The organism is Thiothrix nivea DSM 5205 (genome assembly GCF_000260135.1).
Lineage (GTDB): Bacteria > Pseudomonadota > Gammaproteobacteria > Thiotrichales > Thiotrichaceae > Thiothrix > Thiothrix nivea.
Genome location: NZ_JH651384.1, coordinates 4,500,796 through 4,524,635, shown reverse-complemented (window position 1 = coordinate 4,524,635; position 23,840 = coordinate 4,500,796). Strand labels below are relative to the sequence as shown.

Sequence of the window (23,840 nt, the reverse complement as noted above, 5' to 3'; positions counted from 1 at the left end):
AAGACTCAGCGTGTTGCTCAGTCGTCGGCAGCTTTGAACTGCGACATCAATTCCTGCTGGGTCTTTTCAGTCGCTGGCTCATAGTGGCTGAACTGGATAGCCCAACTGCCTTCGCCACCGGTTAGCGAATTCAGACGGGTGGCGTAGTCATTCAGTTCGGCGAGGGGAACTTTTGCCTGAATGACCATGTTGCCAGACTCATCAGCCTGCGCATCATGGATCTGGGCGCGCCTTACCGCCAGGTCGCCGGAAATATCGCCCATTGCCGCAGCCGGAACCGTGACCTCCAGATCAACCACTGGCTCCAGAATCACAGGCTTAGCTTCAGCAATCGCCTGCATGAACGCTTTACGCCCTGCCACCACAAAGGCAATTTCCTTGGAGTCGACCGAATGCATCTTGCCATCCAGCAGCGTGACGCGGAGATCCATTAGCGGATGGCCGCTAATTGCGCCGGATGCCAGCACCTGACGGATACCCTTTTCCACCGCCGGTATCAGCGAACCGGAAACCGCGCCACCCACGATGCGGCTGGCGAATTCAAAGCCTGCGCCACGTTCCAGCGGCTCCACTTCAATCAACACTTCGCCAAACTGCCCTGCCCCACCTGTCTGCTTTTTATGCCGGTATTGGGCTTGCGCGGCTTGGGTGATGGTTTCACGGTAGGGAATCCGTGGCGGGGCGGCGTCGACTTCCACATGGTATTGTTTGTCCATGCGCTCCAGCGCGATGCGCAGGTGCATTTCCCCCAGACCGCGCAGCACGGTTTCATTGGCGGCAGTATCGTATTCAATCCGCAAGCAGGGGTCTTCCGTCACCAGTTTATGCAGCACATCGGAGAGTTTCTGCTCATCACCACGCTTCTTGGCGCGCAAAGCGAAACCAACCAGGGGCGTAGGCAAGGTCATGGCGGACATTGCAACGCCGTCATCTTCATGACGCTCATGCAGGATCGTGTCCGGCTCGATTTCGTTGATCTTGGCGACTGCGCAAATATCGCCCGGCAACGCCTGTTGGACGGGGATGCGTTCCTTGCCCTGCAAACGGTATAAGTGCGCGATTTTGACGGAACTGCCATCCGCGCCAATCAGTACCTGACTGCCCAGTTTCAGGCTGCCTTGATGTACCCGCAGCAAGGCCAGCTTGCCGACGAACGGGTCGAATTCGACATGGAAAACATGCGCTAGCAGGGGTTTGTCCGCGTCGGCATCAGGCCATATTTCCACAGCCTTGCCATCCTTATGCCCGATGAACGGATGCGGCGTGGATTCCAGCGGGTTAGGTGCCAGTTTTGCCATAATGTCCAACAGCTCAGGGACACCCGTGCCAGTCTTGGCCGAGGTGAAACAGACCGGAACCAGATGATGCTCACGCAATGCCTGTTCAAACGCTGCGTGCAATTCTGCCGCTGGCACTGTACCCTCTTCCAGATAATGTTCCATGGCGGCTTCGTTGGCTTCCACCACTTGCTCGATCAGCGAGGTATGGGCTGCATCCACGGAAGAAAAGTCGGCATCACCGGACTCGCGACCAAACACTTCGACCACCTTGGCGGCATGGTCGGCGGGTAGTTCCAGCGGCAGGCATTCGCGGCCAAACACTTCGGTGATTTCGCGCAGGCGCTTGTTCAGTTTGTCGGGAGCTGCGTCGATACGATTGATGACCACCATGCACGGCAAATGCTGGTTGGCTGCCCATTCCATTACCTTGCGGCTCATCGGCTCAATACCGGCCAAAGCATTGATGACTACCACGACCGTATCGGCAGCTGACAAGGCGACCAGCACTTGCCCCTGGAAATCGGGGTATCCCGGCGTGTCAATCAGGTTGATATGGCAGCCAGCATGATGGGCAGTGGCAACGGAAACATGCAGGGAATGGTGGTGCTCCTGTTCCAGCGGGTCAAAGTCGGTAACGGTACTACCCTTTTCAACATCACCTTGCTGGGTGGTTTCGCCTGCCTGAAACAGTAGGGCTTCAATCAGGCTGGTTTTGCCTGAACCGGTATGGCCGGTGAAGACAATATTCCGGATATTTTGGGTGGTATGCACACTGCCTCCTTGGGTATTAAGTTTTTATTTATTCTACTCCGCAAGGGATCCGCTTACCTGACCTATGTCACGATGGCTCACCTTCGGTCAGCAAATCAAAATAGGCTTGCAAGGCCATTGCCCGCCCCTTCACCACATCAGCGCGCTTGTTTGCCATCACTGCAATCCACATGGTGCCGTCCAGTTGCGCATGGACAGCGTTGATCAGCTCAAATTCCTTGTCCCGGTGCGCAATCCAGGCACGTTGCGCCTGTTTGAGGGCGTCCTGACCCGCTGGTTTGAGCTTGCTTTGCAGCGCCTTGTAGACGCGGTTGAGTTCCGTATCCCATTCCTGCTCGGCGTGGGTGAAACACTCCAGCATCCCGGCAGTGGATTGGTTGGTACTAAGGCAACTCTCGGTATTCAGGTCAATGGTGTTCATGGCATCCCTGGCCTGTGCGGAGGTTGCCAGCAACATGGCGGCGGCGACTGGCGCAAAATATTGGTGCATGGCGGATTCTCCTGAAAAATGCAACTATTCAAATAATATGCAGGGTCAGTTTTGCATAAGAATAGACACAACCCAGCAATGCCGCCAGTGGTATCCCAAACGCCCCCAGTGCCAGCCACAGCAGGAGACGGCTGAAGGAAGACTCGCCATGCCAGTAGCGGGTAAATGTGTAAATGGCAATCAGCAGTAACTCAATGAGGGCAGTCCCCATGATTAACACCAGCACCAAGTCAACGGTATCGTTATAACCGCCCAGCACCAACGAGCCAACCAGCGTGAAACCGTAACCGATGAAATAGCCGGGAACCAGCAATGATAGCCATGCGACCCAGAACATTGACTGCTGCCACGCAGCATAATTTTGTGTACCTACCCTGGCCATAACAGCAACCCACCTTCATAACAGCATAAATAAATAATTAACCCCATCTATATAGGCGATAGACGGGATTCAGGTGTGCATAGATGTTATACGGGCTAATTTTCCTGACAGGCTAACCAACGGCAAGCAAGGGTTCACGCCTCGCCCAGCTTCTCCTTTAGCTTGTCGACCGCCACGTGGTATTTCGGGTCTTCGAACACATCCACTTCCACTAGCTTGCCCGCCTTTTTCAGCAGCAAACGGCATTCCGGCGTCAGGTGGCGCAGGTGCAGGGTCTTGCCGACTTTCTCGTAACGTTCTGCCAGCTTGTCGATGGCAGCCAGCGCGGAGTGATCAGCCACCCGTGAATGGCGAAAATCCACAATCACGTCATTCGGGTCTTCGTTCGGGGTGAAAATATCCTGGAAATTCTGTGCGGAGGCGAAGAACAGCGGGCCGTTCAGGTCGTAAATCTTCCAGCCATCATCGGTGGTAGTTTGTTGGGCGTAGATATGGCGGGCATGTTCCCATGCAAACACCAGTGCCGCAAGGATGACGCCGGAAACCACCGCAATCGCCAGGTCGGTCAGCACCGTAACCACCATCACGACAATCACAATCAGAATATCAGCAGGCGGAACCTTGCCAAACAGGCGTAGGCTTCCCCACTCAAACGTGCCGATCACGACCATGAACATCACGCCCACCAGCACTGCAATCGGAATCTGTTCAATCAGCGGCGCAGCTACCAGAATGAAAGCCAGCAGAAATAGCGCCGCACTGATGCCGGACAAGCGCCCGCGCCCACCGGACTTGATATTGATCATGCTCTGGCCAACCATCGCGCAGCCACCCATGCCGCCGAAGAAACCATTGACCGTATTCGCCACCCCCTGCCCGATACATTCACGGTTCGGCTGCCCGGTGGTTTCGGTCAGCTCATCCACCAAGTTCAGGGTCAGCAGGCTTTCGATCAGACCGACCATCGCCAGCACCACTGCATACGGCAGCACCACCTTGAAAGCTTCCAGCCCGAACGGGATTTCAGGAAGATGGAAACTCGGCAAACCGCCTGCAATCGACGCCATATCACCCACGGTGCGGGTATCCAGCCCCAACCCGATGGTCAGCAAGGTTCCGGCCAGAATCGCCGCCAGCGTGGATGGAATAATTGTGGTCAGGCGCGGCAGGAACTGGATGATAGCCATCGTCAGCGCAATCAGCCCCAGCATGATGCCGAGTTCCGCCCCTGCTACCCAGCCAATTACTTCACCCGTAGCATCTTTCACTTTGAAATGATCCAGTTGCGCAAGGAAGATCACCAATGCCAGTCCGTTGACGAAGCCGAGGAAGACCGGATGTGGCACCAGCCGGATAAACTTCCCCAGCTTAAGCACCCCGAATGCTATCTGGATCAGGCCGGTCAGTACCACCGCAGCAAACAGGTATTCCACCCCATGTTCCAGCACCAGACTGACCATCACCACCGCCGTCGCGCCAGTAGCGCCGGAAATCATACCAGGCCGCCCACCAAACACAGCTGTAATCAGCCCCATCATGAAGGCAGCATACAAACCCACAAGTGGGTGTACGTGCGCAATCAGGGCAAATGCCACCGCTTCGGGAACCAGCGCAAGCGCAACCGTCAGGCCGGAAAGGACATCATTCTTGATTTGGTGAGGGGAGTTTTTGCGGATCAAGTCAAACATGGGGGAAAAGAACGCTTTGTTGCCAATCAAAGCGTTCGGATTCTTTCACAGCCATTCCCAATTATCCAGCACAAGATTGGGATTAGTGCTTGACCTCGCTGTGGCGATCACCGGCAAGGTCATCTTCAACGCTGATGTATATAGTCTTTTCATTTTAGTCGGCTACACTTTGTCTGTTGAATGCGTAATCAATCGCGTCGTCCAGGGTGCTACCTTTTCCCATGGCCAGACGCGCATAATGTTTCAATAAGGTTTGGGCTTTTCCTGACCTTGCTGCAACGATTTTCCCAAGGCTTCCAACCATTGTTCAACAATCATCCGGTTAAAGTGGGTGACCATTTCCGGACAGAGGCATAAACGGGTCTGTTGACCCGTATCCGGACTTTCAGTCCATTAAACTAACCCTCCAGCTTTAGCTGGTGGTTGTTGAGTTGGCTGCTTTATCAAATTATTCCACGACACGTTAAATAAAGATTTACCTCCCCAAACCTTTGGCTTGGCGGAGGTTTAATTGCCATTATTGCCTTCTATAAAAGGTTATTCAAGACACCTTCTCATACGTTCCAACTCACCAGTCTCACTGATTCTGGCAGACTGCCCAAAATCAAGCGTGATTTCTTCGGTTTCCGGTGCTCCGTCAGCGGCATTGATGCCCAACGACATATAGTTTAATGTAATATCGTCATAGGGCTTGGAAGGTTCACAAGGGTGGTCAGAACCTTGCTCATGCTTAATGTCAATCCGCACTTCGCCCAACAGCATTGCAATAATGACGGGATCAACCGATTTTCCACTCATTTCTTTGGTAATCAGCAGATTTCCTGCATCCTTAACATAAGAATCCGCATAATCACCGATCTCTGAAATCTCATCCAATTGGTTTTTTGCACTGTCATAAGTTGAGAAAGGCCCGTGAACTACAGCGAACAAGTCCTTTTTCAAATCAGAATACAAATTAGTATTTAAAACCCAGCCACCACGGAGAGCCGCCTTCTCCTGAGCTTCCTTTTGGTTGCTTAATGTATTTGTTATGACATAGTAATCACCTGCCATGACATGACCAGATAACAACAGCAATGCTATCGTTTTAATTAGCTTAATCAACATGTTTTCCTCGCAATAAATATACTGTGACGATATTAATTTCCGGTGTCAGGTATGTGCTTTAAATTGATTGCCCATGAACCTTGACCCATTCCGGCAACCTCTACTTGAAATACGCCGCGAATAAAGCGGGCGGATTGACCTGGATCATAATCAAGCTTACTGAGGTCTGCTTCCATGCTGTAGGATGTTCCTGTACAAAATGGTAGTGTGTCACAGTCGTCCGTCGCAGAAAATTCACGTGGATCAGGGAAACCGCTCTCATCGCGTTTCAGGTTTTCATTGTTAATATTATAATAATTTGAAATATCGAGCTTAACGGTTTTACCATCATTTTTCATCATGAAAGCATTAAACTCCTGCGCCAACGCCAATGACTCAGCAGAGCGTTCATCATCCGTCTGAATTGCCCCGGAAAATATTGGTAAATCTTCCGCCTGACAAGCGGACACCAGTGGAAGAAATAACATCATGCTGGCAATGCTAGGTAATAGTTTCATAACCAATCCTTAAAATAATTTGTTGTGGATAATGTATCTCTTATTACTCAGGTATTTCCTGAGCATCCAGAATGCTATTGCGGATAGATTCGCAATCTTGACCGTTGGCTGACTCGAATATACTGCCATTCGGTGGTAGTCCTGCCCGTTGACCACAGAAATAAGCATGACAAGCATTGCCATATTCAGGGTCTTGCGGATCATTGCCACGTAATGTTTCCAGACTGACAGACTGCTTACCATCCAATGTCTTGAAATCTAACTCACACTCTGGCGATTTTCCTTTGCCCACCTCTGGCAAATAGGCTGACCAATTAAAGCCCTCTGTTGTACGGCGTGCAATCCCCCTGAATGTACAACTATGTCCGTTACTGCCTTTAATAGCCAAGTTGAATGTCCGGTGTTCTTGATCGAGAGGGCTGGTAATTAACACATCAGAAACGCGCCCGCGCGTATCGTCACCATCCAGGCTGGCATCATGCTGATATTGGTAAAGGCCATCGCATGAAGTACTGCGTGAATTTAGGCTTACTACCGCAGATTCCAGATCCAGTATGCGGTTTGAATATAACTCAAGTAAGCAATCGGCACTGCCATCCATGCATTCACTATTACGCTTTTCTATCCATTGTTTTTGCTGGCTCTTATGTTCAGCTGCATTACTTGCATCAAGTTTCTGAAGTTGCTGATACGCATAAGCCATGATTTCATCGTACTCACTCAATGAATCATCCTGACAAAGGGTTTTCTCAATGGGAGTAGACGCTTTGTCACAATCAAAGCTGGCAGCATAAGTCATTGAAGAACATAAAATAATTAAGGCAGAAAAAAATAAATTTTCTATTTTCATGGTAGTATTTTAAAGGATTTTTATGAGAAAAAGTTAATAAAATTATTAATTTTCACCGTACAAATCTCTGTACACGACAAAAACGCAACAAATTGATTTCATAAGGTTTCCATTAATGTGTTGAAAACCCGTCGTAAACCTGCCCCACTCTCAGCGACCAAGCAGGAGAGTGTAATGAATTTAAACGACGGGCTGTATGACAGTCTAAAAGCCCACCTGGATTGGGGCAAGCCCCGGTTGGAATGTTTTGTCGGTATGTTGTTGGGACTGTTACGGCTCAAACAGATCAACTTGACTCATCCACCTTGAAGCGTTGCTGGATATGGGTTTTCACCGCTTGGCAAGTCCCATACAACGTTTCCGTCAGGTTACGCACGCACGGTATCTTCATCCACCAGCAACGCTTCCGCCACCTTGGCGACGCCCCAGCCACTGCCCAGCAGATAAACCGCTTTGAGCCGGTCGGCCTTACGTTATTTTCAATTGCCAACGGGTATACAAGGTTGCCGGGAAATAACCTAAAATGCCGACATCCAAAGCCAGTACTCTGATCAAAACAAGGAAACCGGCCATGCTTAGACTATTCAGCCTGCATAACGGAGTGATCCGCGAACTTCCGGGCGACGAAGAACAACTCAACGGGCAACTTGCCGACAGCAACTGGATTGACATGTGTGACCCCGAAGAGGCTGAGCATTCCCTGCTGGAATCCCTGTTGCGCACCGACCTGCCCGAATCTGAGGATGTAGAGGAAATCGAATTTTCCGCGCGTTTTTTCGTCGACCAGGCCGGTTTGCACGTGCACTCGCTATTCATGTACCAGGAGGAAGGCCGCCACAGCACCGCGTCGGTAGCGTTCATCCTGCAGGACAAGCGCCTGATCACCATCCGTGACGAAAAGCTGCCCGATTTCCGCCTGTTCCGGCTGCGCGCACGTCGTGGGCACATCCTGTGCCGCGACCCCGCCGAACTGCTGGTCACCATTCTGGAACACAAGGTGGAAAACCATGCCGACTGGCTGGAAGACATCCACCACGAGCTGGAGGAAGTCAGCCACACTGTACTGGAGGTGGAAGACAGCGACCTGGAAGACGCCATCAGCGAACTGGCTCGGCTGGAAGACAGCAACGGTAAAATCCGCCTGTGCCTGATGGATACCCAGCGCGGCATTTCCTTCCTGCTGCGGCATTTGCGCGATAAACCCGATCAGGTGGAAACCTTGCGCGAAATCATGCGCGACATTGAGGGGCTGATGTCGCACACCACTTTCCTGTTCGACAAGATCAACTTCCTGATGGCCTCCACCCAGGGTTTCATCAACATCAAGCAGAACCAGATCATCAAGATTTTCTCGATTGCCGCCGTGGTGTTCCTGCCCCCTACCCTGGTCGCCAGCGTATACGGCATGAACTTCGCGCACATGCCGGAACTGCAATGGCTGCTGGGCTACCCGTGGGCGCTGGGGCTGATGGTGGTGGCAGGCATTGCGCCTTACCTGTTTTTCAAGCACAAGGGGTGGTTGTAACACAAGGCGGCTTCGCCGTTACCCCCAACCTAACCATCCCCCGCAAGGGGGAAGGAACAAGAACCCCCTTCTCATTTCAGCTGGCGTATTTCTTGCATATATCTTTGCATAGATTCAAAGCACACCAAAAAGCAAACCAGCAGAGGCTAATCATGACAGCTATGCCACAAACAACAGATTTATTGTCAGTTCACTACCACCATCTGATACAGCACCGCTGTGGCGACCCCAATGACGACCTGATCGCCAAAATGTACGCCTCGTGGTTGTGCGGGCAAGGCGCAATGCCGCTCAACCTCGGCCTGCCGCTGGACATCTTCCGCACCATGATGGCCTACCACTTCCCCACCATGCCGCATATTTCCCGCCCGGCGCACATCCGCCATGTGGACGTTGCCCGCATGGAAGAACTCGACGACCTGCGCACCCTGCTCCACCAAAGCCATAGCCACACCGGCCCCGATGCAGGCTGGATGGTGGAAATCCTCTGCGCGGGCTGTATGGGCAGCGACCACCTGTGGCAAGACCTCGGATTGTGGTCGCGCAAAGACCTTTCCCGCCTCATGCAGGATAATTTCCAGTCACTCGCAGAACGCAACAGCAAGGACATGAAATGGAAAAAATTCCTCTACAAACAGATGTGCGAAGGCGAAGGCATTTACGTGTGCCGTTCACCTTCCTGTGAAGTCTGCAAGGATTATCAGGCATGTTTCGGGCCGGAAGTGTAAGCAACGGGCTGGCGGCGGAACCGCACACTCTGCAACGCTGCATCGCAGCCTACCTGGGGCTGGCGATTGGCGATGCCCTGGGCGCAACCGTCGAATTCATGACCCCAACGGAAATCCGCCACGAATACGGCGTACACCGCGAGATTACCGGTGGCGGCTGGCTACGCCTCAAAGCCGGTGAAATCACCGACGACACCGAAATGAGCCTCGCCCTCGGCGACGCCATCCTCAGTGCAGGTAAGGTCGAGCCGGTCAGCATCGCCACCGCTTTCAGCGACTGGATGCGCGGCAAGCCCAAGGACATCGGCAACACTGTGCGGCGCGGCATCGTGCAATTCCGCCGCACCGGCCAAACCGCAATGCCGGAAGGCGAACACGACGCAGGCAACGGCGCGTGTATGCGCTGCCTGCCGGTCATCATCGCCACCCTGCGCCAAAGTCTGCCGGAAGTGGTACAAGCTTCGCGCCTGCAAGCCCACATCACCCACAATAACCCGCTGTCGGATGCCGGCACGGAATGCATTCTGCACATGACGCAGGCCGCCATCCTCGGTGAACCACTGGCCGAACTGGAGATACTGGCACAGCAACTGGCGCAGCGATTCCCAGTCTTTGAATACCGCAAAAGCCAGCGCGACAACCCCAGTGGTTACATTGTTGACACCCTGCAAGCCGTGTTCCAGGCGCTGTTCGCCACGGATTCGTTTGAAGCTGCGCTGCTGGATGTGGTCAACCGGGGCGGTGATGCCGACACTACCGGCGCAATCCTTGGCATGGTCGCAGGCGCGTATTACGGGCTGGACGGGATCCCCACCCGCTGGCTGCAAACACTCGACAACCCTACCCGCCTGCATTGCATTGAACAGGCACGTTCCCTCTATCAACTAGCAACCCAAGGACATTCCCCATGAGACTATCCCGCAAAGACGAGCATTCCATCGTCGCGATGTTGTCGCTGGCGACCCACGACCGCTACTCCGACCCGGTCAGCCTCACCGGGCTGTCGGAAACACTGGGCATTTCCACCTCCTACCTCGAATACCTGTTCAGCGGCCTGCGCAAGCACGGGCTGGTGGAAGGCTTGCGCGGTGTTGGCGGCGGCTACCGGCTGGCACGGCCTGCTGCCCAGATCAGCATTGCCGACATCCTGTACGCTACCCAAGCGCTGAGCGACGAAACCGACGAACTGCCAGAATCCGCCAACCTAGCGTCGCAGGAAGCCGCGCATGGCTGGCAGGAACTCAACCGCCGCATCCGCGATTTCCTCGGCGAAATGACCCTGGCTGATTTTGTGCAGACCAAATCCGACCGCTCCAGCCAACAAAACAAGAACTCGGTCAGCAATTACATTGCCAGCATGTTCCCTGCCCAGCCTGTCCGCAGCGGTATGTCTGCTTGATGACAAGCTGACATAACCAACCCTGTGCCAAACCTTACACAAACCTGATAAAATTCAAATAAGTTCATAAAAATCAATAACAAAAAAATTTGGCACAGGGTTTGCACTTATCTCCGTAAACGCATTCAACAGGAGATAACGAGCATGATCACACTGACTGACAACGCCCAGAAAGCCCTCGGGCGCTTCATCAAAGGCGCGGAAACACCCATCGCGGGATTACGCATCGGCGTCTCCGGCGGCGGCTGTTCCGGCCTGCAATACTCCATGAATCTGGTTGAAACCAAAAGCGACGGCGATTTGGAAGTCCCCTTCCCTGAACTGACCGTGTTCGTTGACCCGGAAAGCGCACCCAAGCTGGCCGGCCTGACCGTGGACTTCATCGACAGTATCGACGGTAGCGGCTTCAAGTTTGAAAACCCCAACGCCACCAACAGCTGCGGCTGTGGCAAATCATTCGCAGCCTGAATACGGATAACAGCAGGAGACTCAAGCCATGTGGGATTACTCAGAAAAAGTACAGGATCATTTTTTTAATCCACGCAATGCAGGCGCAACACCGGATGCCAACGCTACCGGCGACGTGGGTTCCCTCAGTTGCGGCGATGCGCTGCGCCTGACCCTCAAGGTCAACCCGGAAACCGAAGTCATTGAAGACGCTGGCTTCCAGACTTTCGGCTGTGGTTCCGCTGTCGCCTCCAGTTCAGCCCTGACCGAAATCATCAAGGGCATGACGCTGGATGAAGCGCTGAAAGTCTCCAATCAGGACATCGCCGATTACCTCGACGGCCTGCCACCGGAAAAAATGCACTGTTCCGTGATGGGGCGCGAAGCCCTGCAAGCCGCTGTCGCCAACTATCGCGGCGTCGAGTGGAAAGATGACCACGAAGAAGGCGCGCTGATCTGCAAATGTTTCGCGGTGGATGCTGTAATGATCGAAGACACCATCCGCGCCAACAACCTCAGTACTATCGAAGAAGTCACCAATTACACCAAAGCCGGTGGCGGCTGTTCCGCTTGTATGGAAGGCATTGAGGAAATCCTCGGCAAAGTGATGGCGGAACGTGGCGAAACCTTCAAACCGGATGCCGTACCCGCCAGCAAACCCAAGCTGACCAACCTGCAACGTATGCGCCGGATCGAAACCTCACTGGAAGCCATTCGCCCGCAATTGCAAGCCGACCGTGGTGATCTTGAACTGGTGGAAATCGACCTCGACAAAAAGATCGTGTTCGTCAACCTGACGGGGGCCTGTTCCGGCTGTCAGTTGGCTGCCGCAACCCTCAACGGCGTACAACAGCGGGTGATGGAGGACGTGGGCGAGTTCTTCCGCGTTCTGCCAGCGACTGAAATGGCAAAGATGGCTAAAGTGGCTTAAGGAGACTGTCATGAGCGAAGGTATCTATCTCGACAACAACGCCACTACCATGGTGTCCCCCGAAATCGTGGAAACCATGCTGCCGTATTTCACCGAGCAGTTCGGTAACCCGTCCTCCATCCACCAGTTCGGCAACAAGGTCGGGCTGGCGCTGAAAAAAGCGCGCAAGCAGGTGCAAGCGCTGTTGGGCGCGGAACACGATTCCGAAGTCATTTTCACCTCCTGCGGCACCGAGTCCGATTCCACCGCGATCCTGTCCGCGCTGCGCTGCCAACCGGAACGCAAGGAAATCATCACCACCGTGGTCGAGCATCCGGCAGTGTTGACCCTGTGCGAAAACCTGGAGAAAGACGGCTACACCGTGCACTACCTGAAGGTCGACAAGAAAGGCCGTCTGGATATGCAGGAATACATGAACCTGCTCAGTGACAAGGTGGCGGTTGTCTCCGTGATGTGGGCGAATAACGAAACCGGCACGCTGTTCCCGGTCGAGGAAATGGCTGAATTGGCCAAGAATGCCGGTGTCATGTTCCACACTGACGCAGTGCAGGCGGTTGGCAAGATTCCCCTCAACCTGAAAGACAGCGCCATTGACATGCTGTCGCTGTCCGGCCACAAGCTGCACGCGCCCAAAGGGATTGGCGTGCTGTATGTGCGGCGTGGCCTGCGCTTCCGCCCCCTGCTGCGTGGCGGGCATCAGGAACGTGGCCGCCGTGCGGGTACCGAGAACGCGACTTCCATCGTAGGTCTGGGCAAGGCTTGCGAAATGGCTCAGGAACACATGCAGCACGAAAACACCTTCGTGCGTGCCATGCGGGATCGTTTGAAGGAAGGGCTGCTGGCGGCAGTTCCCAACTGTTTCGTCACCGGCGACCCGGATAACTGCCTGCCGAATACGCTCAATATCGCGTTTGAATACATCGAGGGTGAAGCCATCCTGCTGATGCTGAACAAGGAAGGGATTGCGGCTTCCAGCGGTTCCGCCTGTACCTCCGGCTCGTTGGAACCGTCGCATGTCATGCGGGCGATGGATATTCCCTACACTGCCGCGCACGGCTCCATCCGCTTCTCGCTGTCGCGTTACAACAAGCCGGAAGAAATCGAGCGGGTCATCGAAGCGGTGCCGCCGATCATTGCCCAGTTACGCAAGCTTTCGCCGTATTGGGATAACGCGCGCAATGCGCCGCTGGACGAGCCAGAAAAGGCGTTTGCGCCAGCGTATGCATAGGTTTTCCATCACTTCAATGCCATAAAGTGATTTCCGTGGGGGCAGTGCTTCCACGGTTTTTCTACAGACAAGGGTGAAAAACATGGATATTGCCCAACTGCAACCCGGCGACATGGTATTCGCCGCCGAAGACATCATCAGCGACGGTGAAGTGCCTGGTTATCCGCAAGGTACGCTGATTGCGGCTGCGGGAACGCGCGGTGTGTTGATCAATACCGGGCATTACGAGGAATATCCGGATGATGAGTTTTATCTGGTGCGGTTTGAAAAGGTGAGCGGGGATTTAGGGTTTCCGGTGGGGTGCTGGCCGGATGAGTTGAGAACAGAAGTGACGCCTTGACTTCAATGCACCCTAGACGGTTACCATCACCCCTGAAGCGCAAAATGGCAGGCAACCTGCCGCCCGTCCACTTCACGCAATGCCGGTATCTGTTCCCGGCACACCGCCTGCGCCTGCGGGCAACGGGTGTGGAACACGCATCCTGACGGCAGGTTCAGCGGCGAAGGCAACTCCCCTGCCCCCACTTTCACCTTCGCCAACCGTTCCCGCTCCAGTTTTGGATCCGGCAAGGGGATAGCAGCCAGCAACATACGCGTATACGGGTGCAAAGGGTTTGTATAGAGGCTTTCCGCCGCCGCAATTTCCATGATGCGCCCCAAATACAGCACCAGCACCCGGTGACTGAGTTCGCGCACCACGCTGAGGTCGTGGGAAATAAACAACAGCGTGAGATTACGTTCCCGCTGCAAATCAGCCAGTAGCTTGACGACCTGCCCCTGAATCGACACATCCAGGGCGCTCACTGGTTCGTCGCACAGGATCATTTGCGGTTCCACGCCAAGGGCGCGGGCGATACCGATACGCTGGCACTGGCCACCGGAGAACTCGTGTGGGTAACGGTTACGCATCCCGCTTTCCAACCCAACCGCTTGCAACAACTCGTCAGCGCGTTGGCGAATGGCGGCTTTACCCAGCTCCGGGCGCAACGCCTGCATGGGTTCCTGAAGGATGTCGCCAACTGTCATGCGTGGGTTGAGCGCATCCAGCGGGTCTTGAAAAATGCACTGCACGGCGCGGCGGAAGATTTTCATCCCGGCCTTGTCGTGCGCATTCAGTGGCTTGCCCTGCCAACGGATTTCACCTTGCGTCGACGTCACCAGTTGCAGGATCGCACGGGCAAGCGTGGATTTGCCACAGCCGGACTCGCCGACGATGCCCAGCGTTTCCCCGGCTTGCAGGTTAAAGGAAATATCCGACAATGCCTGCAAGTCCTGCCCGGTTTTCAGGCGAAACTGCACACTGAGCGTGTCGACGACAAGCAGCGGTGATTGCATCAGGCCATCCAGATCAGGGAAGCCATGCGCCCGGTCTGGCCATCGCGGCGGTAGGAGAAAAAGCGTTCGCTATCGGTGTAGGTACACAAGTCACCACCGTAAATACCCGTAACACCAGCAGCGTTCAGGCGCTGGCGGGCAAGCAGGTAAATGTCCGCCATCCATTTGTCAGCATTGGCTGAAGGCTTGAATGCCGCTTCCGCCGCCACGTCATGCAGGATGAAGGCTTCACAGACTTCCGGGCCGACTTCAAACGCATCCGGACCGATGGCTGGCCCCAGCCACACCAACAAGTCGGTAGGGACGCATTGCAGGGATTCAACCGTGCGTTCCAGCACGCCGGCTTCCAGCCCACGCCAACCGGCATGGGCAGCGGCTACGCGGGTTCCGGCCTTGTCGCAGAATATCACAGGCAGGCAGTCCGCCGTCATCACCACGCACACCTGCCCCCTACCGAAAGCGGTCGAGGCATCGCCGGTCGGGTAACAAGCTCCCACATCCATGCCGCAAACATCGACGCCGTGCACCTGCTTGAGCCATAGCGGTTCGCTGGGCAGTTGCAGGGTATCGCCCACGATCATGCGGTTGCGGGCTACGGCGTAAGGGTTGTCGCCCACATGATCACCGAGGTTGAGGCTATCGAACGGCGCTTCGCTGACGCCACCGTGGCGGGTGGTGCAGACGGCGCGGATATTGGTGGGTGCTGGCCATTCGGGGGTAATCCACCCTGCGGCTACGTCCAGGCTACGGTTTGAGTTCATGCGTGTCGTTTTCCGGTGAAGTCATCTGGCTGGCAGGATAACACACACTGCCTGATTTCCAGCGTAACTTGCTGACATACCGGACGATTATCGGAAAACCTGCGCATCAGAGCCGGATCAACCTACCCCGCCAGCTTCACCTGCTGGTAATCATCCCCCTGCATCTCGTTCAAGCGGCTCAGCGCCCGCTGGAACTCGAATTTCAGCTTGTGACCCTGATACAGGTTATCCAGTGAAATGGTGGTGGAAAAAATGAACTGCACATTGCGGTCATACAGCTCATCAATCAGGTTGAGGAAACGCCGCGCCGCCGACTCATGCTCTTCACCCAGCACATGCAGGCCGGAGAGCATGATGTAATCAAACCGTTCCGCCAACTCGATGTAATCACGGGTGGAACGCGCCGTTTCACACAAGGTACTGAAATCAAACCAAACGATGTTTTCCGACAGGCGATGGGTGGGCAGGGTGCGCCCCTGCACTTCGATGTCCTGCCCAACTTCCACCGCACCGCTGGCCAGTTCAGCAAAACACTTTTCCAACTCGTGCTCCACCAAAATGGCGTCGTCGTCTTCAAGAAAGCTGTCGTGGCTGATTTTCTTCAACATGCGGTAGTCGATGTTGTTATCCAGCTCAACTACATGGGTGTGCTTTTTCAACAGTGCGATGGCAGGCAGGAAGCGTTCGCGCTGCAAACCGTTTAGGTACAAGTCGTCAGGCACGCGGTTGGAGGTCGTCACCAGCGTGATGCCCTGCTTGCTCATCGCATCCAGCAGGCCGTGCAACATCATGGCGTCGACAATATCCATGACGTGGAATTCGTCGATGCACAGCAGGCGCACTTCCTGCGCCAGTTGCGCCGCGACTTCTTCCAGTGGATTACGGTGGCTGGCCAGCTTTTTCAATTCCTCATGGATGAAGAACATGAAATGGTGGTAGTGCATCCGCCGTTTTTCGGCCAACGGAATGCGTGAGTAGAACATGTCCATCAGCCAGGTTTTACCGCGCCCGACGCCACCCCACAGGTAAGCGCCGCGCACCGGTTCGACCACGTTACGCCGTTTGGAAAACATACCCATCAAACCAGCGCGTGCAACCGGTTTCGGGCGCGGCCTGAGCAGATCGTTCCAGACCTCCTGCAAAACCTTGATACCTTCCAGTTGGGCAGGATCCTGCTGGATCGCGCCCTCGCGGATGGCATCCTGATAATGCTTCATCAACGGCATAACATTCCCTTCCTTCATGATTCAACAATTCTTCCCAGCGCAGTATCCACTAATTTTTGCTGCTGTGCAGCATGAACTTTTGCACTACCCACCGCAGGCGAAGCGGAAGCCGGGCGGCTGGCCACTTCCAGCAAGGCCATTGCGCCCAGCACCTCGCGTAACGATGGCTGGATGCTCAGCCATGCACCCTGGTTGAGCGGCTCTTCCTGACACCAGATGAAAGTGTCGGCGTTCGGGTAGCGCCTGAGCATGGCGCACATATCCACTTCCGGGAACGGGTATAACTGTTCGATGCGCACAATGGCGACATGTTCCAGATTAGCCTTACGGCGTGCTTCCAGCAGGTCGTAATACACCTTGCCGCTACACATGACCAGACGGGTTACCTTTTCCTGGTCAATCGGGTCGATTTCGCCGATGACGTTCTGGAAGCCGCGTTCGGTCAGGTCTTCGATCGTGTTCACTGCCATCGGATGGCGCAGCAGGCTTTTCGGCGTCATCACGATCAGTGGTGTGCGGTACTCGCGGATCATCTGGCGACGCAGCATGTGGAATGCCTGCGCCGGGGTACTCGGTACGCAAACCTGCATGTTGTTCTGCGCACACAGCTGCAAATAGCGTTCCAGACGCGCGGAAGAGTGTTCCGGCCCCTGGCCTTCAAAACCGTGCGGCAGCAGCATGACCAGACCACACAAACGGCCCCACTTCTGCTCACCGGAACTGATGAACTGGTCGATCACAACCTGCGCGCAGTTGGCGAAGTCACCGAATTGCGCTTCCCAGATCGTCAGGGTATTGGCTTCGGTGGTGGCATAGCCGTATTCGAAACCCAGTACCGCCTCTTCGGAAAGCAGTGAGTCGATGACCACGAATGGCAGCTGTGCCGGAGACAGGTTTTTCAGCGGCACATAGGTTTCACCCGTGTCCTGCTCATGGAAGACAGCATGGCGATGGAAGAAGGTGCCACGACCACAGTCTTCACCTGACAAGCGGATGGGGAAACCTTCTTCTATCAGGGTCGCGTAAGCCAGATTTTCGCAGAAGCCCCAGTCCATCGCCTGTTCGCCTGCGGCCATTTTCTTCCGGTCGGCGACAATGCGTGCAACGCGGGAATTGAGTTTAAAGCCCTCGGGTACAACCGTAAGTTTTTCACCCAAGTGGCGGATGGTTTCCACATCAATGGTGGTATCGGCTGGCATATCCCAGGAGCCATTGACAAAGCGCTTCCAGTTGACAGGGTGAGGATTCTGGACTTCATCCTTGCCCAACAGGTGAGGTACGGTTGGAATACCATCTGTCAGCTGCTGGCGGCAACGTTGAACAAGTTCCTTGGCTCCATCTTCCGTAATCACGCCTTCAGCTACCAGCTTTTGCGCATAGCGCTCACGGGTTGTCGGCAGGGAACGAATCTTGCGGTACATCACCGGCTGGGTAGCAGATGGCTCATCAGCCTCATTGTGACCATGACGACGGTAGCAAACCAGATCGATGACCACATCCTTTCTGAAATGGTTCCGGTAATCCATTGCCAGCTGGGTAATCAGCACCACCGCTTCAGGATCATCCCCATTGACATGGAAAACTGGCGAATCAACCATTTTGGCGATGTCGGTACAGTAATAAGTGGAACGCGCATCAATAGCGGCACTGGTGGTAAAGCCAACCTGATTGTTGATAACGATATGGATAGTGCCATGGGTGCGATAACCACGGGTATCGGCCATTTGCAGCATTTCCATATTGACGCCCTGCCCCGCAAATGCGGCATCACCATGCAAGACGACCGGTACAATTTTTTCGTAACCGTTTTCAGCCCAGCGATCCTGACGGGCGCGTACTGCCCCTTCCACCACCGGCCCGACGATTTCCAGGTGGGATGGGTTGAAAGCCATCGCCACATGCACCGGGCCACCCTCCGTTTTCAGGTCGGAAGCGTAACCCATGTGGTATTTAACGTCACCGGTACGGCCAGTATCAGCATACTTGCCTTCAAACTCACTGAACAGCATCGCAGGCGACTTGCCCAGGATATTGACAAGCACGTTCAGGCGGCCACGGTGCGCCATACCGATAACCATTTCCACTGCCCCGTTCTTGCCAGCGTGCAGGATCATGGAATTCAACATCGGAATCAGGCTTTCCCCCCCCTCCAGAGAGAAGCGTTTCTGGCCAACATAATTAGTATGCAGATAACGTTCCAGACCTTCGGCAACAGTCAGGCGATCCAGAATATCAAGCTTCGCCTCCTTAGCAAAAGAAGGGGTGGCGCGGATGGATTCCAGGCGTTGCTGAATCCAGCGTTTCTGATCGGTACTGGTCGTGTGCATGTATTGTGTACCGATTGAACCACAGTAGGTGGCTTCCAACTGGGCGATAATATCGCGCAATTTCATCTGATCTGAGGTGAACAGGGAGCCGGTATTGAATGAAGTATCCAGATCCTGCTGACTGAGGGAATGGTATTCCAGAGTCAGTTCCTTGACAAAGCGGGGGGCACTTTCATCCAGCGGATTGGTGCAGGCATGAAAATGGCCCTGAACGCGGTAGGCGTTGATCAGTTGCAGCACCTTGACCTGCTTGCGCTCATGCTCCATATCGACAGAATTGCTGGCGGCGACTGCATACGCTTGCGGTTTGGCTGCGTAGGCGCGGAAATAATCTTTCACCAGCGAATGGCGAGTGTCGCGGTCATGGCCGTTGACCTGCGGCAAACCGTCAAAATACTGCTGCCAGCTTGCCGGAACCGCGCCCGGCTCTTGCAGGTAACGCTCGTACATTTCCTCCAGATAGATAACGCTGTTGCCGTCCAGTTGTGTATCCGCATTCCAGGCCATGGCCTGCCCTTCTCCTTTGTTCATGTTTCCAACCTACTTGATGGGTAAATATCCGTTATTGCAGGTTTGACGAGGTATAGAAAAATACGCATTGTCGACACTTCTGTGTTTCACGATACGTAGAATCCTAGAAAAACAGGCCAAACCTTGTTATTTTCTTATCGTATTGTCGACATTATAGCGGTAAAGTGTCAACAATGTCAGAGTAATAATGCAAAAAATCGTGTAGCAACCTGGAGTGTTATGCATGGAAACCATCGGCAAGATCCGCCGCCATGAGTAGCCGAAACAGGGAAGCCGCCTGCGCAACGGCGCACGGCCCAACGCCTGTACACGGATTTGCAACGGAAGGGTTATGCCGGAGCCTATGACAGCGCGCAAATGTGCGGGAGTGGTAGCGGAGGAAGAGATGGCTATCCTAAAAAAGCCAGCGCGTACTTTGCGAAACAGCCCAAGTGAAGTACGCCTTTATTCGGGAACACAGCACCAATTCAAGCTGAAAACCCTCTGCCACCTGCTGGAGGCATCCCGTAGTGGGTATTTATGAATGGCGAATGGCTGGGGCAAACATAACTTGATTCACTCACCGACTTTCAATTTATCCCAGTAAAGCCGGTAAAGTTCCATGGCCTCACTGCCGGCATCTGCCTGGAACTCGGCATCGGCCAGCACTTCGGCGGGAGGAAATATCACGGGGTTATTCCTCAACTTTGCGTCCAGTAATTCTCTGGCCTTTAGACTGGGAGTCGCGTAACCCAGTTCCTGTACACATCGCGCGGCTACTTCAGGGCGTAACATGTAATCAATAAACTGGTGAGCGTTGTCGACATTAGTTGCACGGGCAGGAATAACGAAACTATCAATCCAGACATTAACGCCCTCCTCTGGATAAATATATTCCAAAGACGGCTTTTCTTCTTTGCTGATTGTGATTTCACCATTCCAGATTAAGCCTATATCAACATTACCGGAAAGAAATTCAGCACTCGGGGAACCACTTACAACTTTAACTCCCGGCATCAGGGTACTCAGCTTTTCATAAGCCAGTTTGATTTCTTCAGGATTATTCGTATCACCAGAGTGACCGTTTACCAGTAGGGCCATGTGAAAAACTTCACGCATATCGTCAGTCAACAGTAACCTGCCTTTCCACTGCTTGAGCCATAAATCAGCCCAGCGTTTAACCTGACTTTTATCTACTTTGTCTGTATCAATGCCAATACCCGTTGTCCCCCAGAGATAAGGTACACTGAACGTATTATTCGGATCATAAGGCTTGTCCAACAGGTTTGGATCCAGCTCGCCAAAGTGTTTGAGTTTGTTGTGGTCCAAAGCTTGTAACAAGCCCTCATTCGCCATTCTGGACACCAGCACAGTAGAAGGTACCAACACATCATAACCACGCCCTTTGAGAAGCTTTAAACGGGTATACATGATTTCATTGTTATCGTAGGTCGAATACTCTACCTTGATGCCTGTCTCTTGGGTAAATGCCTTCAATACACCTTCAGGGATATAATCTGACCAGTTGTAAACAATGACTTTTTCCTCTGGCTCTTGGGTAAAAACATCCTGTCCATGTACAGATTTGCTACACATAACAGTCGCGATAAGGCTAATGAAAAAAATCTTGAACATGACTAGTCCGTCCGTCCGTCTGCTGGTGATGGCAACTGTTTTCTGCTTGATAGTTCACGGGCTACCTCCCGTCCTCGACGCAATTCCTGACGAAACCGGCGCTTGGCCTCTTCCAGGTTAAAATCATCCAGTGTGCCACCGCCCTCAAAATGGTGAGCGAATACCCTGCCGGTTGCATAGGTCAAACCTCCAGCACTAACGGAAACGCTTGCACTACCGGTAAAGGAGCCTATTCCAGGCATTAACTTGAGTACACTGCTTAATCCTGTAACAGTTGCAACGGGCAGCATTCCTAGAAGAAAGGATTTCACAATGGATCTTTCAATTTTTGTGTAGCGAATACCGTATAATTTGACCAGATCATCCATCATTTTGAACTGAATGTTGGTCAGGGCAACCACATCCAGCACCGGCAGGGGTATCAACCCCATCATCACTGCCTGAATCACGTTGGACTTGATGATACCGTCCGCTTTTTCCCGGCGACTTTTGCATTTTGCTGCGGCCAAATACACAGCATTGGATTGCCTTGCCAGATCAGAATCATCTGACAAGGGTTCGCAAATGTTATCCTGATCTGGCACTGGCGTATTTTTATCCAATATAATCAGGCTTTCACCACATTCTGTTCTTCTTCTGACCCTGCATGAGTGGCAGTGGCCGACCCTTTGATTTCATCACGTATTTCCTGCACAAAACTTTTGCCTTTATCAAACTCCCGCTTAAAAAATGCCTGCGCTTGTTTGGGTTCAAAATTTTCCAGGGTTCCGCCAGCTTCGTAGTGCATGATGAATGTTTGCCCTACTGCATACGTGACGGCACCCGCACTGATGCTCAGGCTCGCACTACCCACCAACGTACCCACACCTGGAATCAGTTTGGCGAAGCTGCTCAGTCCCACCACCCCCAAAACCGGTAAAGAGCCACTGACCAGCGAGGTAACCAACGATTTGCTATCACTGTCGCCAAACGGGACACCATAATGTTCGCTCAGGCTGCGCAACATGTTCATCTGGGTTGTAACCAGTGCCGCCAAATCAAATAGGGGAACAGGTACTAAACCCATGGCCATACTGGCAATGATGTGGTTCTTGACGATATTGTTAGCTTCAATATCACACACTTCCGTATTGACGGCAGCCATTTCCACCTCAGGATCGACCTGACGTTCAGTAGCAGGCTCTACCACAATTTCTTCTGCCATGGGAAAACATCTCCATTTCATCGGGAAACAATAACAGCCAAAGATTTTATCATAGCTACCCGCCCGGACACCCTCCTGACAGGCGACTTAACAAAACTTAACAATTCATCCCGCTCCTCAGCTTGACTTAAATTTTAGCCCAACTCGATAATATAGCTTCATCAAAATCGAGCGATGTTAAGGAGACGATCATGGAAACTGAAGTAGCAACTGCTGCGGGTGGCTCACTGGCCTCTGTTGGTAATTCCTTGGCTAACGTTGGTACCGCAGTCAAGGCATTTGCCTTGGCCCACCCCATGGGCATGGCTGCTGCGGGTGGGGCATTGCTGGGGGTGAGTGCCTACTATGCTGTTGGCAAGATGTTCAAGAAAAAGGATATTGCGCTTGTGCAGGCAGCACCAGCTGCCGCCTGATCAACCGGGTATTAAGATATCTACACTCCCGCTTGTAGTACTCTCAGGCGGGAGTTTTTGTATACTGACCAGTGACCAAAAACACCCCAACTCACTTGCGGTATCCATTCTGAAAACAACAGCAGAGTGTTCTTGTGGAGAGCAATGAAACTGCCAGTGCCAGTACTCACTTGAAACACTGGCTTCGACGTAAATTGCCATGGCTGATTATCCTGTTTCTGCTTACGGCTCTCATTTTCGTTTTTTTCTGGCAACGCATTATCATTACCGTCAATCCCGGTGAAGCCGCCATTCTGTTCCGGCGTTTCAGTGGTACGGAAATCGACAAGATTTACGGGGAAGGCATACACATTTTCAGCCCACTCGATAAAGTCTACATATATGAAGTGCGTAAGCAAGTTGCGTATCACGAGTTCGATGTCATTACCAATAAAGGTCTGAGCGTACATTTATCACTGGCTATCCGTTACCGGCCTGAATACGAGCTATTGGGCATCCTTCATCAGCGCATCGGGCCAGATTATCTGACACGGGTCATTCTGCCCCAGATTGAGTCGGTCATGCGTAAACAACTGGGCAATTATACTGCCGAGCAAATTTACACCAATGAGGCCGGGCTACTCACGAACGCGATCCTCACAGCCCTGGATGAAGTCGGACGAAACTACGTGGAAGTGGAAGACATTATCATCCGTAGCATTACGCTTCCGCCGGACATCGTGACCGCCATCGAAGACAAGCTGAAGCAGGAACAACTCATGAAATCTTATGAGTTCCGTAAAAAAACGGCTGAAGAGGAAGCGGCACGCCTGAAAATCGAAGCAGGTGGTATCAAGGAATATCACGCGGTCATCAATGAATCCCTGACCGAGTCCATCCTGCTACATAGGGGCATCGAGGCAACCCAGGAGCTGGCTAAATCCCCGAATGCGAAAGTCGTCGTGATAGGCAGCGGTAAAAGCGGCCTGCCCATTATCCTGAATACGGATCAGATGTCTCCGGTTACACCACCTGACGGATCTGCCAGTAACGCATCTGGAGCGCCTGCCGACGACGACAAGAAAATAAATCCCCCCTCACAGACAAGTAGCCCATGATGACACGCG

Annotated in this window: 25 protein-coding genes; 11 read left to right on the top strand and 14 right to left on the bottom strand. The window is 53.4% G+C overall.

Going from position 1 to position 23,840, the window contains the following annotated elements:
- Positions 1–17: 17 nt before the first annotated feature.
- From fusA to THINI_RS24650, 7 genes are all read right to left on the bottom strand, one after another.
- The gene (gene fusA / locus THINI_RS22405; RefSeq protein WP_002710771.1) at positions 18–2,051 is read right to left on the bottom strand and encodes an elongation factor G; all 2,034 of its coding nucleotides are present in this window, start codon (positions 2,049–2,051) and stop codon (positions 18–20) included.
- A 67-nt stretch (positions 2,052–2,118) separates the two neighbouring features.
- Positions 2,119–2,541 (bottom strand): lysozyme inhibitor LprI family protein, encoded by a 423-nt coding sequence (locus THINI_RS23890; RefSeq protein WP_002710770.1) that lies wholly within the window; start codon positions 2,539–2,541, stop codon positions 2,119–2,121.
- Positions 2,542–2,569: 28 nt separating this feature from the next.
- Positions 2,570–2,878 (bottom strand): hypothetical protein, encoded by a 309-nt coding sequence (locus tag THINI_RS22395; RefSeq protein WP_154724484.1) that lies wholly within the window; start codon positions 2,876–2,878, stop codon positions 2,570–2,572.
- Positions 2,879–3,057: 179 nt separating this feature from the next.
- Positions 3,058–4,611 (bottom strand): SulP family inorganic anion transporter, encoded by a 1,554-nt coding sequence (locus THINI_RS22390; protein WP_002710768.1) that lies wholly within the window; start codon positions 4,609–4,611, stop codon positions 3,058–3,060.
- 537 nt (positions 4,612–5,148) lie between these two features.
- The gene (locus THINI_RS22380; protein ID WP_002710767.1) at positions 5,149–5,718 is read right to left on the bottom strand and encodes a hypothetical protein; all 570 of its coding nucleotides are present in this window, start codon (positions 5,716–5,718) and stop codon (positions 5,149–5,151) included.
- A gap of 32 nt (positions 5,719–5,750) precedes the next feature.
- A complete protein-coding gene (locus THINI_RS22375) occupies positions 5,751–6,215 on the bottom strand; it encodes a hypothetical protein (protein WP_002710766.1) in 465 nt (154 codons plus the stop codon).
- A gap of 43 nt (positions 6,216–6,258) precedes the next feature.
- Positions 6,259–7,065: a lysozyme inhibitor LprI family protein gene (locus THINI_RS24650; protein ID WP_002710765.1), complete on the bottom strand. Its 807-nt coding sequence runs from the start codon at positions 7,063–7,065 to the stop codon at positions 6,259–6,261.
- 174 nt (positions 7,066–7,239) lie between these two features.
- On the opposite strand from THINI_RS24650, the gene THINI_RS27065 reads away from it, so the two are divergent.
- The 9 genes from THINI_RS27065 (at position 7,240) to THINI_RS22330 (ending at position 13,663) form a co-directional block, all read left to right on the top strand.
- A complete protein-coding gene (locus THINI_RS27065; RefSeq protein WP_002710764.1) occupies positions 7,240–7,374 on the top strand; it encodes a hypothetical protein in 135 nt (44 codons plus the stop codon).
- Between the two features lie 262 nt (positions 7,375–7,636).
- Positions 7,637–8,590, top strand: a complete 954-nt coding sequence (gene corA, locus THINI_RS22365) for a magnesium/cobalt transporter CorA (protein WP_002710763.1) — start codon at positions 7,637–7,639, stop codon at positions 8,588–8,590.
- Between the two features lie 152 nt (positions 8,591–8,742).
- Complete coding sequence (locus THINI_RS22360) at positions 8,743–9,318, top strand: nitrogen fixation protein NifQ (RefSeq protein WP_002710762.1); 576 nt, start codon at positions 8,743–8,745, stop codon at positions 9,316–9,318.
- Positions 9,297–10,229 carry an ADP-ribosyl-[dinitrogen reductase] hydrolase gene (gene draG / locus THINI_RS22355; protein WP_002710761.1) on the top strand — a complete coding sequence of 311 codons (933 nt, stop codon included), beginning with the start codon at positions 9,297–9,299 and terminating at the stop codon, positions 10,227–10,229. Before THINI_RS22360 ends, draG begins: the two co-directional genes overlap by 22 nt.
- Positions 10,226–10,717, top strand: coding sequence for an Rrf2 family transcriptional regulator (locus THINI_RS22350; RefSeq protein WP_002710760.1), 492 nt, complete (start codon positions 10,226–10,228; stop codon positions 10,715–10,717). Before draG ends, THINI_RS22350 begins: the two co-directional genes overlap by 4 nt.
- Before the next feature lie 144 nt (positions 10,718–10,861).
- Complete coding sequence (locus THINI_RS22345; protein ID WP_002710759.1) at positions 10,862–11,185, top strand: HesB/IscA family protein; 324 nt, start codon at positions 10,862–10,864, stop codon at positions 11,183–11,185.
- Positions 11,186–11,213: 28 nt separating this feature from the next.
- Positions 11,214–12,095 carry a Fe-S cluster assembly protein NifU gene (gene nifU, locus THINI_RS22340; protein ID WP_002710758.1) on the top strand — a complete coding sequence of 294 codons (882 nt, stop codon included), beginning with the start codon at positions 11,214–11,216 and terminating at the stop codon, positions 12,093–12,095.
- A 10-nt stretch (positions 12,096–12,105) separates the two neighbouring features.
- Positions 12,106–13,323: a cysteine desulfurase NifS gene (nifS, locus tag THINI_RS22335; protein WP_002710757.1), complete on the top strand. Its 1,218-nt coding sequence runs from the start codon at positions 12,106–12,108 to the stop codon at positions 13,321–13,323.
- A gap of 82 nt (positions 13,324–13,405) precedes the next feature.
- Positions 13,406–13,663: a nitrogen fixation protein NifZ gene (locus THINI_RS22330; protein ID WP_002710756.1), complete on the top strand. Its 258-nt coding sequence runs from the start codon at positions 13,406–13,408 to the stop codon at positions 13,661–13,663.
- A gap of 26 nt (positions 13,664–13,689) precedes the next feature.
- On the opposite strand, the gene THINI_RS22325 is transcribed toward THINI_RS22330, so the two are convergent.
- The 7 genes from THINI_RS22325 to THINI_RS22295 all read right to left on the bottom strand — a co-directional run bounded on the left by THINI_RS22325 (position 13,690) and on the right by THINI_RS22295 (position 22,321).
- On the bottom strand, positions 13,690–14,658 hold the full coding sequence (locus THINI_RS22325) for an ABC transporter ATP-binding protein (protein WP_002710755.1): 969 nt from the start codon (positions 14,656–14,658) through the stop codon (positions 13,690–13,692).
- The gene (gene pgeF / locus THINI_RS22320) at positions 14,658–15,419 is read right to left on the bottom strand and encodes a peptidoglycan editing factor PgeF (protein ID WP_002710754.1); all 762 of its coding nucleotides are present in this window, start codon (positions 15,417–15,419) and stop codon (positions 14,658–14,660) included. The genes THINI_RS22325 and pgeF overlap by 1 nt, the downstream gene beginning before the upstream one ends.
- 122 nt (positions 15,420–15,541) lie before the next feature.
- Positions 15,542–16,645: a cell division protein ZapE gene (zapE, locus tag THINI_RS22315; protein WP_002710753.1), complete on the bottom strand. Its 1,104-nt coding sequence runs from the start codon at positions 16,643–16,645 to the stop codon at positions 15,542–15,544.
- Between the two features lie 14 nt (positions 16,646–16,659).
- Positions 16,660–19,503 (bottom strand): 2-oxoglutarate dehydrogenase E1 component, encoded by a 2,844-nt coding sequence (locus THINI_RS22310; RefSeq protein WP_002710752.1) that lies wholly within the window; start codon positions 19,501–19,503, stop codon positions 16,660–16,662.
- A 555-nt stretch (positions 19,504–20,058) separates the two neighbouring features.
- On the bottom strand, positions 20,059–21,117 hold the full coding sequence (locus THINI_RS22305) for an ABC transporter substrate-binding protein (RefSeq protein WP_002710751.1): 1,059 nt from the start codon (positions 21,115–21,117) through the stop codon (positions 20,059–20,061).
- Positions 21,118–21,119: 2 nt separating this feature from the next.
- Positions 21,120–21,671, bottom strand: coding sequence for a YcjF family protein (locus THINI_RS22300; protein ID WP_169314652.1), 552 nt, complete (start codon positions 21,669–21,671; stop codon positions 21,120–21,122).
- Between the two features lie 53 nt (positions 21,672–21,724).
- Positions 21,725–22,321: a YcjF family protein gene (locus THINI_RS22295; RefSeq protein WP_002710749.1), complete on the bottom strand. Its 597-nt coding sequence runs from the start codon at positions 22,319–22,321 to the stop codon at positions 21,725–21,727.
- Positions 22,322–22,512: 191 nt separating this feature from the next.
- On the opposite strand from THINI_RS22295, the gene THINI_RS22290 reads away from it, so the two are divergent.
- Both THINI_RS22290 and THINI_RS22285 read left to right on the top strand, forming a co-directional pair.
- On the top strand, positions 22,513–22,734 hold the full coding sequence (locus THINI_RS22290) for a hypothetical protein (RefSeq protein WP_002710748.1): 222 nt from the start codon (positions 22,513–22,515) through the stop codon (positions 22,732–22,734).
- Between the two features lie 134 nt (positions 22,735–22,868).
- On the top strand, positions 22,869–23,831 hold the full coding sequence (locus THINI_RS22285) for a prohibitin family protein (protein WP_002710747.1): 963 nt from the start codon (positions 22,869–22,871) through the stop codon (positions 23,829–23,831).
- The last annotated feature ends 9 nt before the right edge of the window (positions 23,832–23,840 follow it).

Bases quoted from the DNA above. Each gene is read 5' to 3' on its own strand.
- THINI_RS23890 (WP_002710770.1), bottom strand. From the start codon at position 2,541: ATGCACCAATATTTTGCGCCAGTCGCCGCCGCCATGTTGCTGGCAACC.
- THINI_RS22395 (WP_154724484.1), bottom strand. From the start codon at position 2,878: ATGTTCTGGGTCGCATGGCTATCATTGCTGGTTCCCGGCTATTTCATC.
- THINI_RS22390 (WP_002710768.1), bottom strand. From the start codon at position 4,611: ATGTTTGACTTGATCCGCAAAAACTCCCCTCACCAAATCAAGAATGAT.
- THINI_RS22380 (WP_002710767.1), bottom strand. From the start codon at position 5,718: ATGTTGATTAAGCTAATTAAAACGATAGCATTGCTGTTGTTATCTGGT.
- THINI_RS22375 (WP_002710766.1), bottom strand. From the start codon at position 6,215: ATGAAACTATTACCTAGCATTGCCAGCATGATGTTATTTCTTCCACTG.
- THINI_RS24650 (WP_002710765.1), bottom strand. From the start codon at position 7,065: ATGAAAATAGAAAATTTATTTTTTTCTGCCTTAATTATTTTATGTTCT.
- THINI_RS27065 (WP_002710764.1), top strand. From the start codon at position 7,240: ATGAATTTAAACGACGGGCTGTATGACAGTCTAAAAGCCCACCTGGAT.
- corA (WP_002710763.1), top strand. From the start codon at position 7,637: ATGCTTAGACTATTCAGCCTGCATAACGGAGTGATCCGCGAACTTCCG.
- THINI_RS22360 (WP_002710762.1), top strand. From the start codon at position 8,743: ATGACAGCTATGCCACAAACAACAGATTTATTGTCAGTTCACTACCAC.
- draG (WP_002710761.1), top strand. From the start codon at position 9,297: ATGTTTCGGGCCGGAAGTGTAAGCAACGGGCTGGCGGCGGAACCGCAC.
- THINI_RS22350 (WP_002710760.1), top strand. From the start codon at position 10,226: ATGAGACTATCCCGCAAAGACGAGCATTCCATCGTCGCGATGTTGTCG.
- THINI_RS22345 (WP_002710759.1), top strand. From the start codon at position 10,862: ATGATCACACTGACTGACAACGCCCAGAAAGCCCTCGGGCGCTTCATC.
- nifU (WP_002710758.1), top strand. From the start codon at position 11,214: ATGTGGGATTACTCAGAAAAAGTACAGGATCATTTTTTTAATCCACGC.
- nifS (WP_002710757.1), top strand. From the start codon at position 12,106: ATGAGCGAAGGTATCTATCTCGACAACAACGCCACTACCATGGTGTCC.
- THINI_RS22330 (WP_002710756.1), top strand. From the start codon at position 13,406: ATGGATATTGCCCAACTGCAACCCGGCGACATGGTATTCGCCGCCGAA.
- THINI_RS22325 (WP_002710755.1), bottom strand. From the start codon at position 14,658: ATGCAATCACCGCTGCTTGTCGTCGACACGCTCAGTGTGCAGTTTCGC.
- pgeF (WP_002710754.1), bottom strand. From the start codon at position 15,419: ATGAACTCAAACCGTAGCCTGGACGTAGCCGCAGGGTGGATTACCCCC.
- zapE (WP_002710753.1), bottom strand. From the start codon at position 16,645: ATGCCGTTGATGAAGCATTATCAGGATGCCATCCGCGAGGGCGCGATC.
- THINI_RS22310 (WP_002710752.1), bottom strand. From the start codon at position 19,503: ATGAACAAAGGAGAAGGGCAGGCCATGGCCTGGAATGCGGATACACAA.
- THINI_RS22305 (WP_002710751.1), bottom strand. From the start codon at position 21,117: ATGTTCAAGATTTTTTTCATTAGCCTTATCGCGACTGTTATGTGTAGC.
- THINI_RS22295 (WP_002710749.1), bottom strand. From the start codon at position 22,321: ATGGCAGAAGAAATTGTGGTAGAGCCTGCTACTGAACGTCAGGTCGAT.
- THINI_RS22290 (WP_002710748.1), top strand. From the start codon at position 22,513: ATGGAAACTGAAGTAGCAACTGCTGCGGGTGGCTCACTGGCCTCTGTT.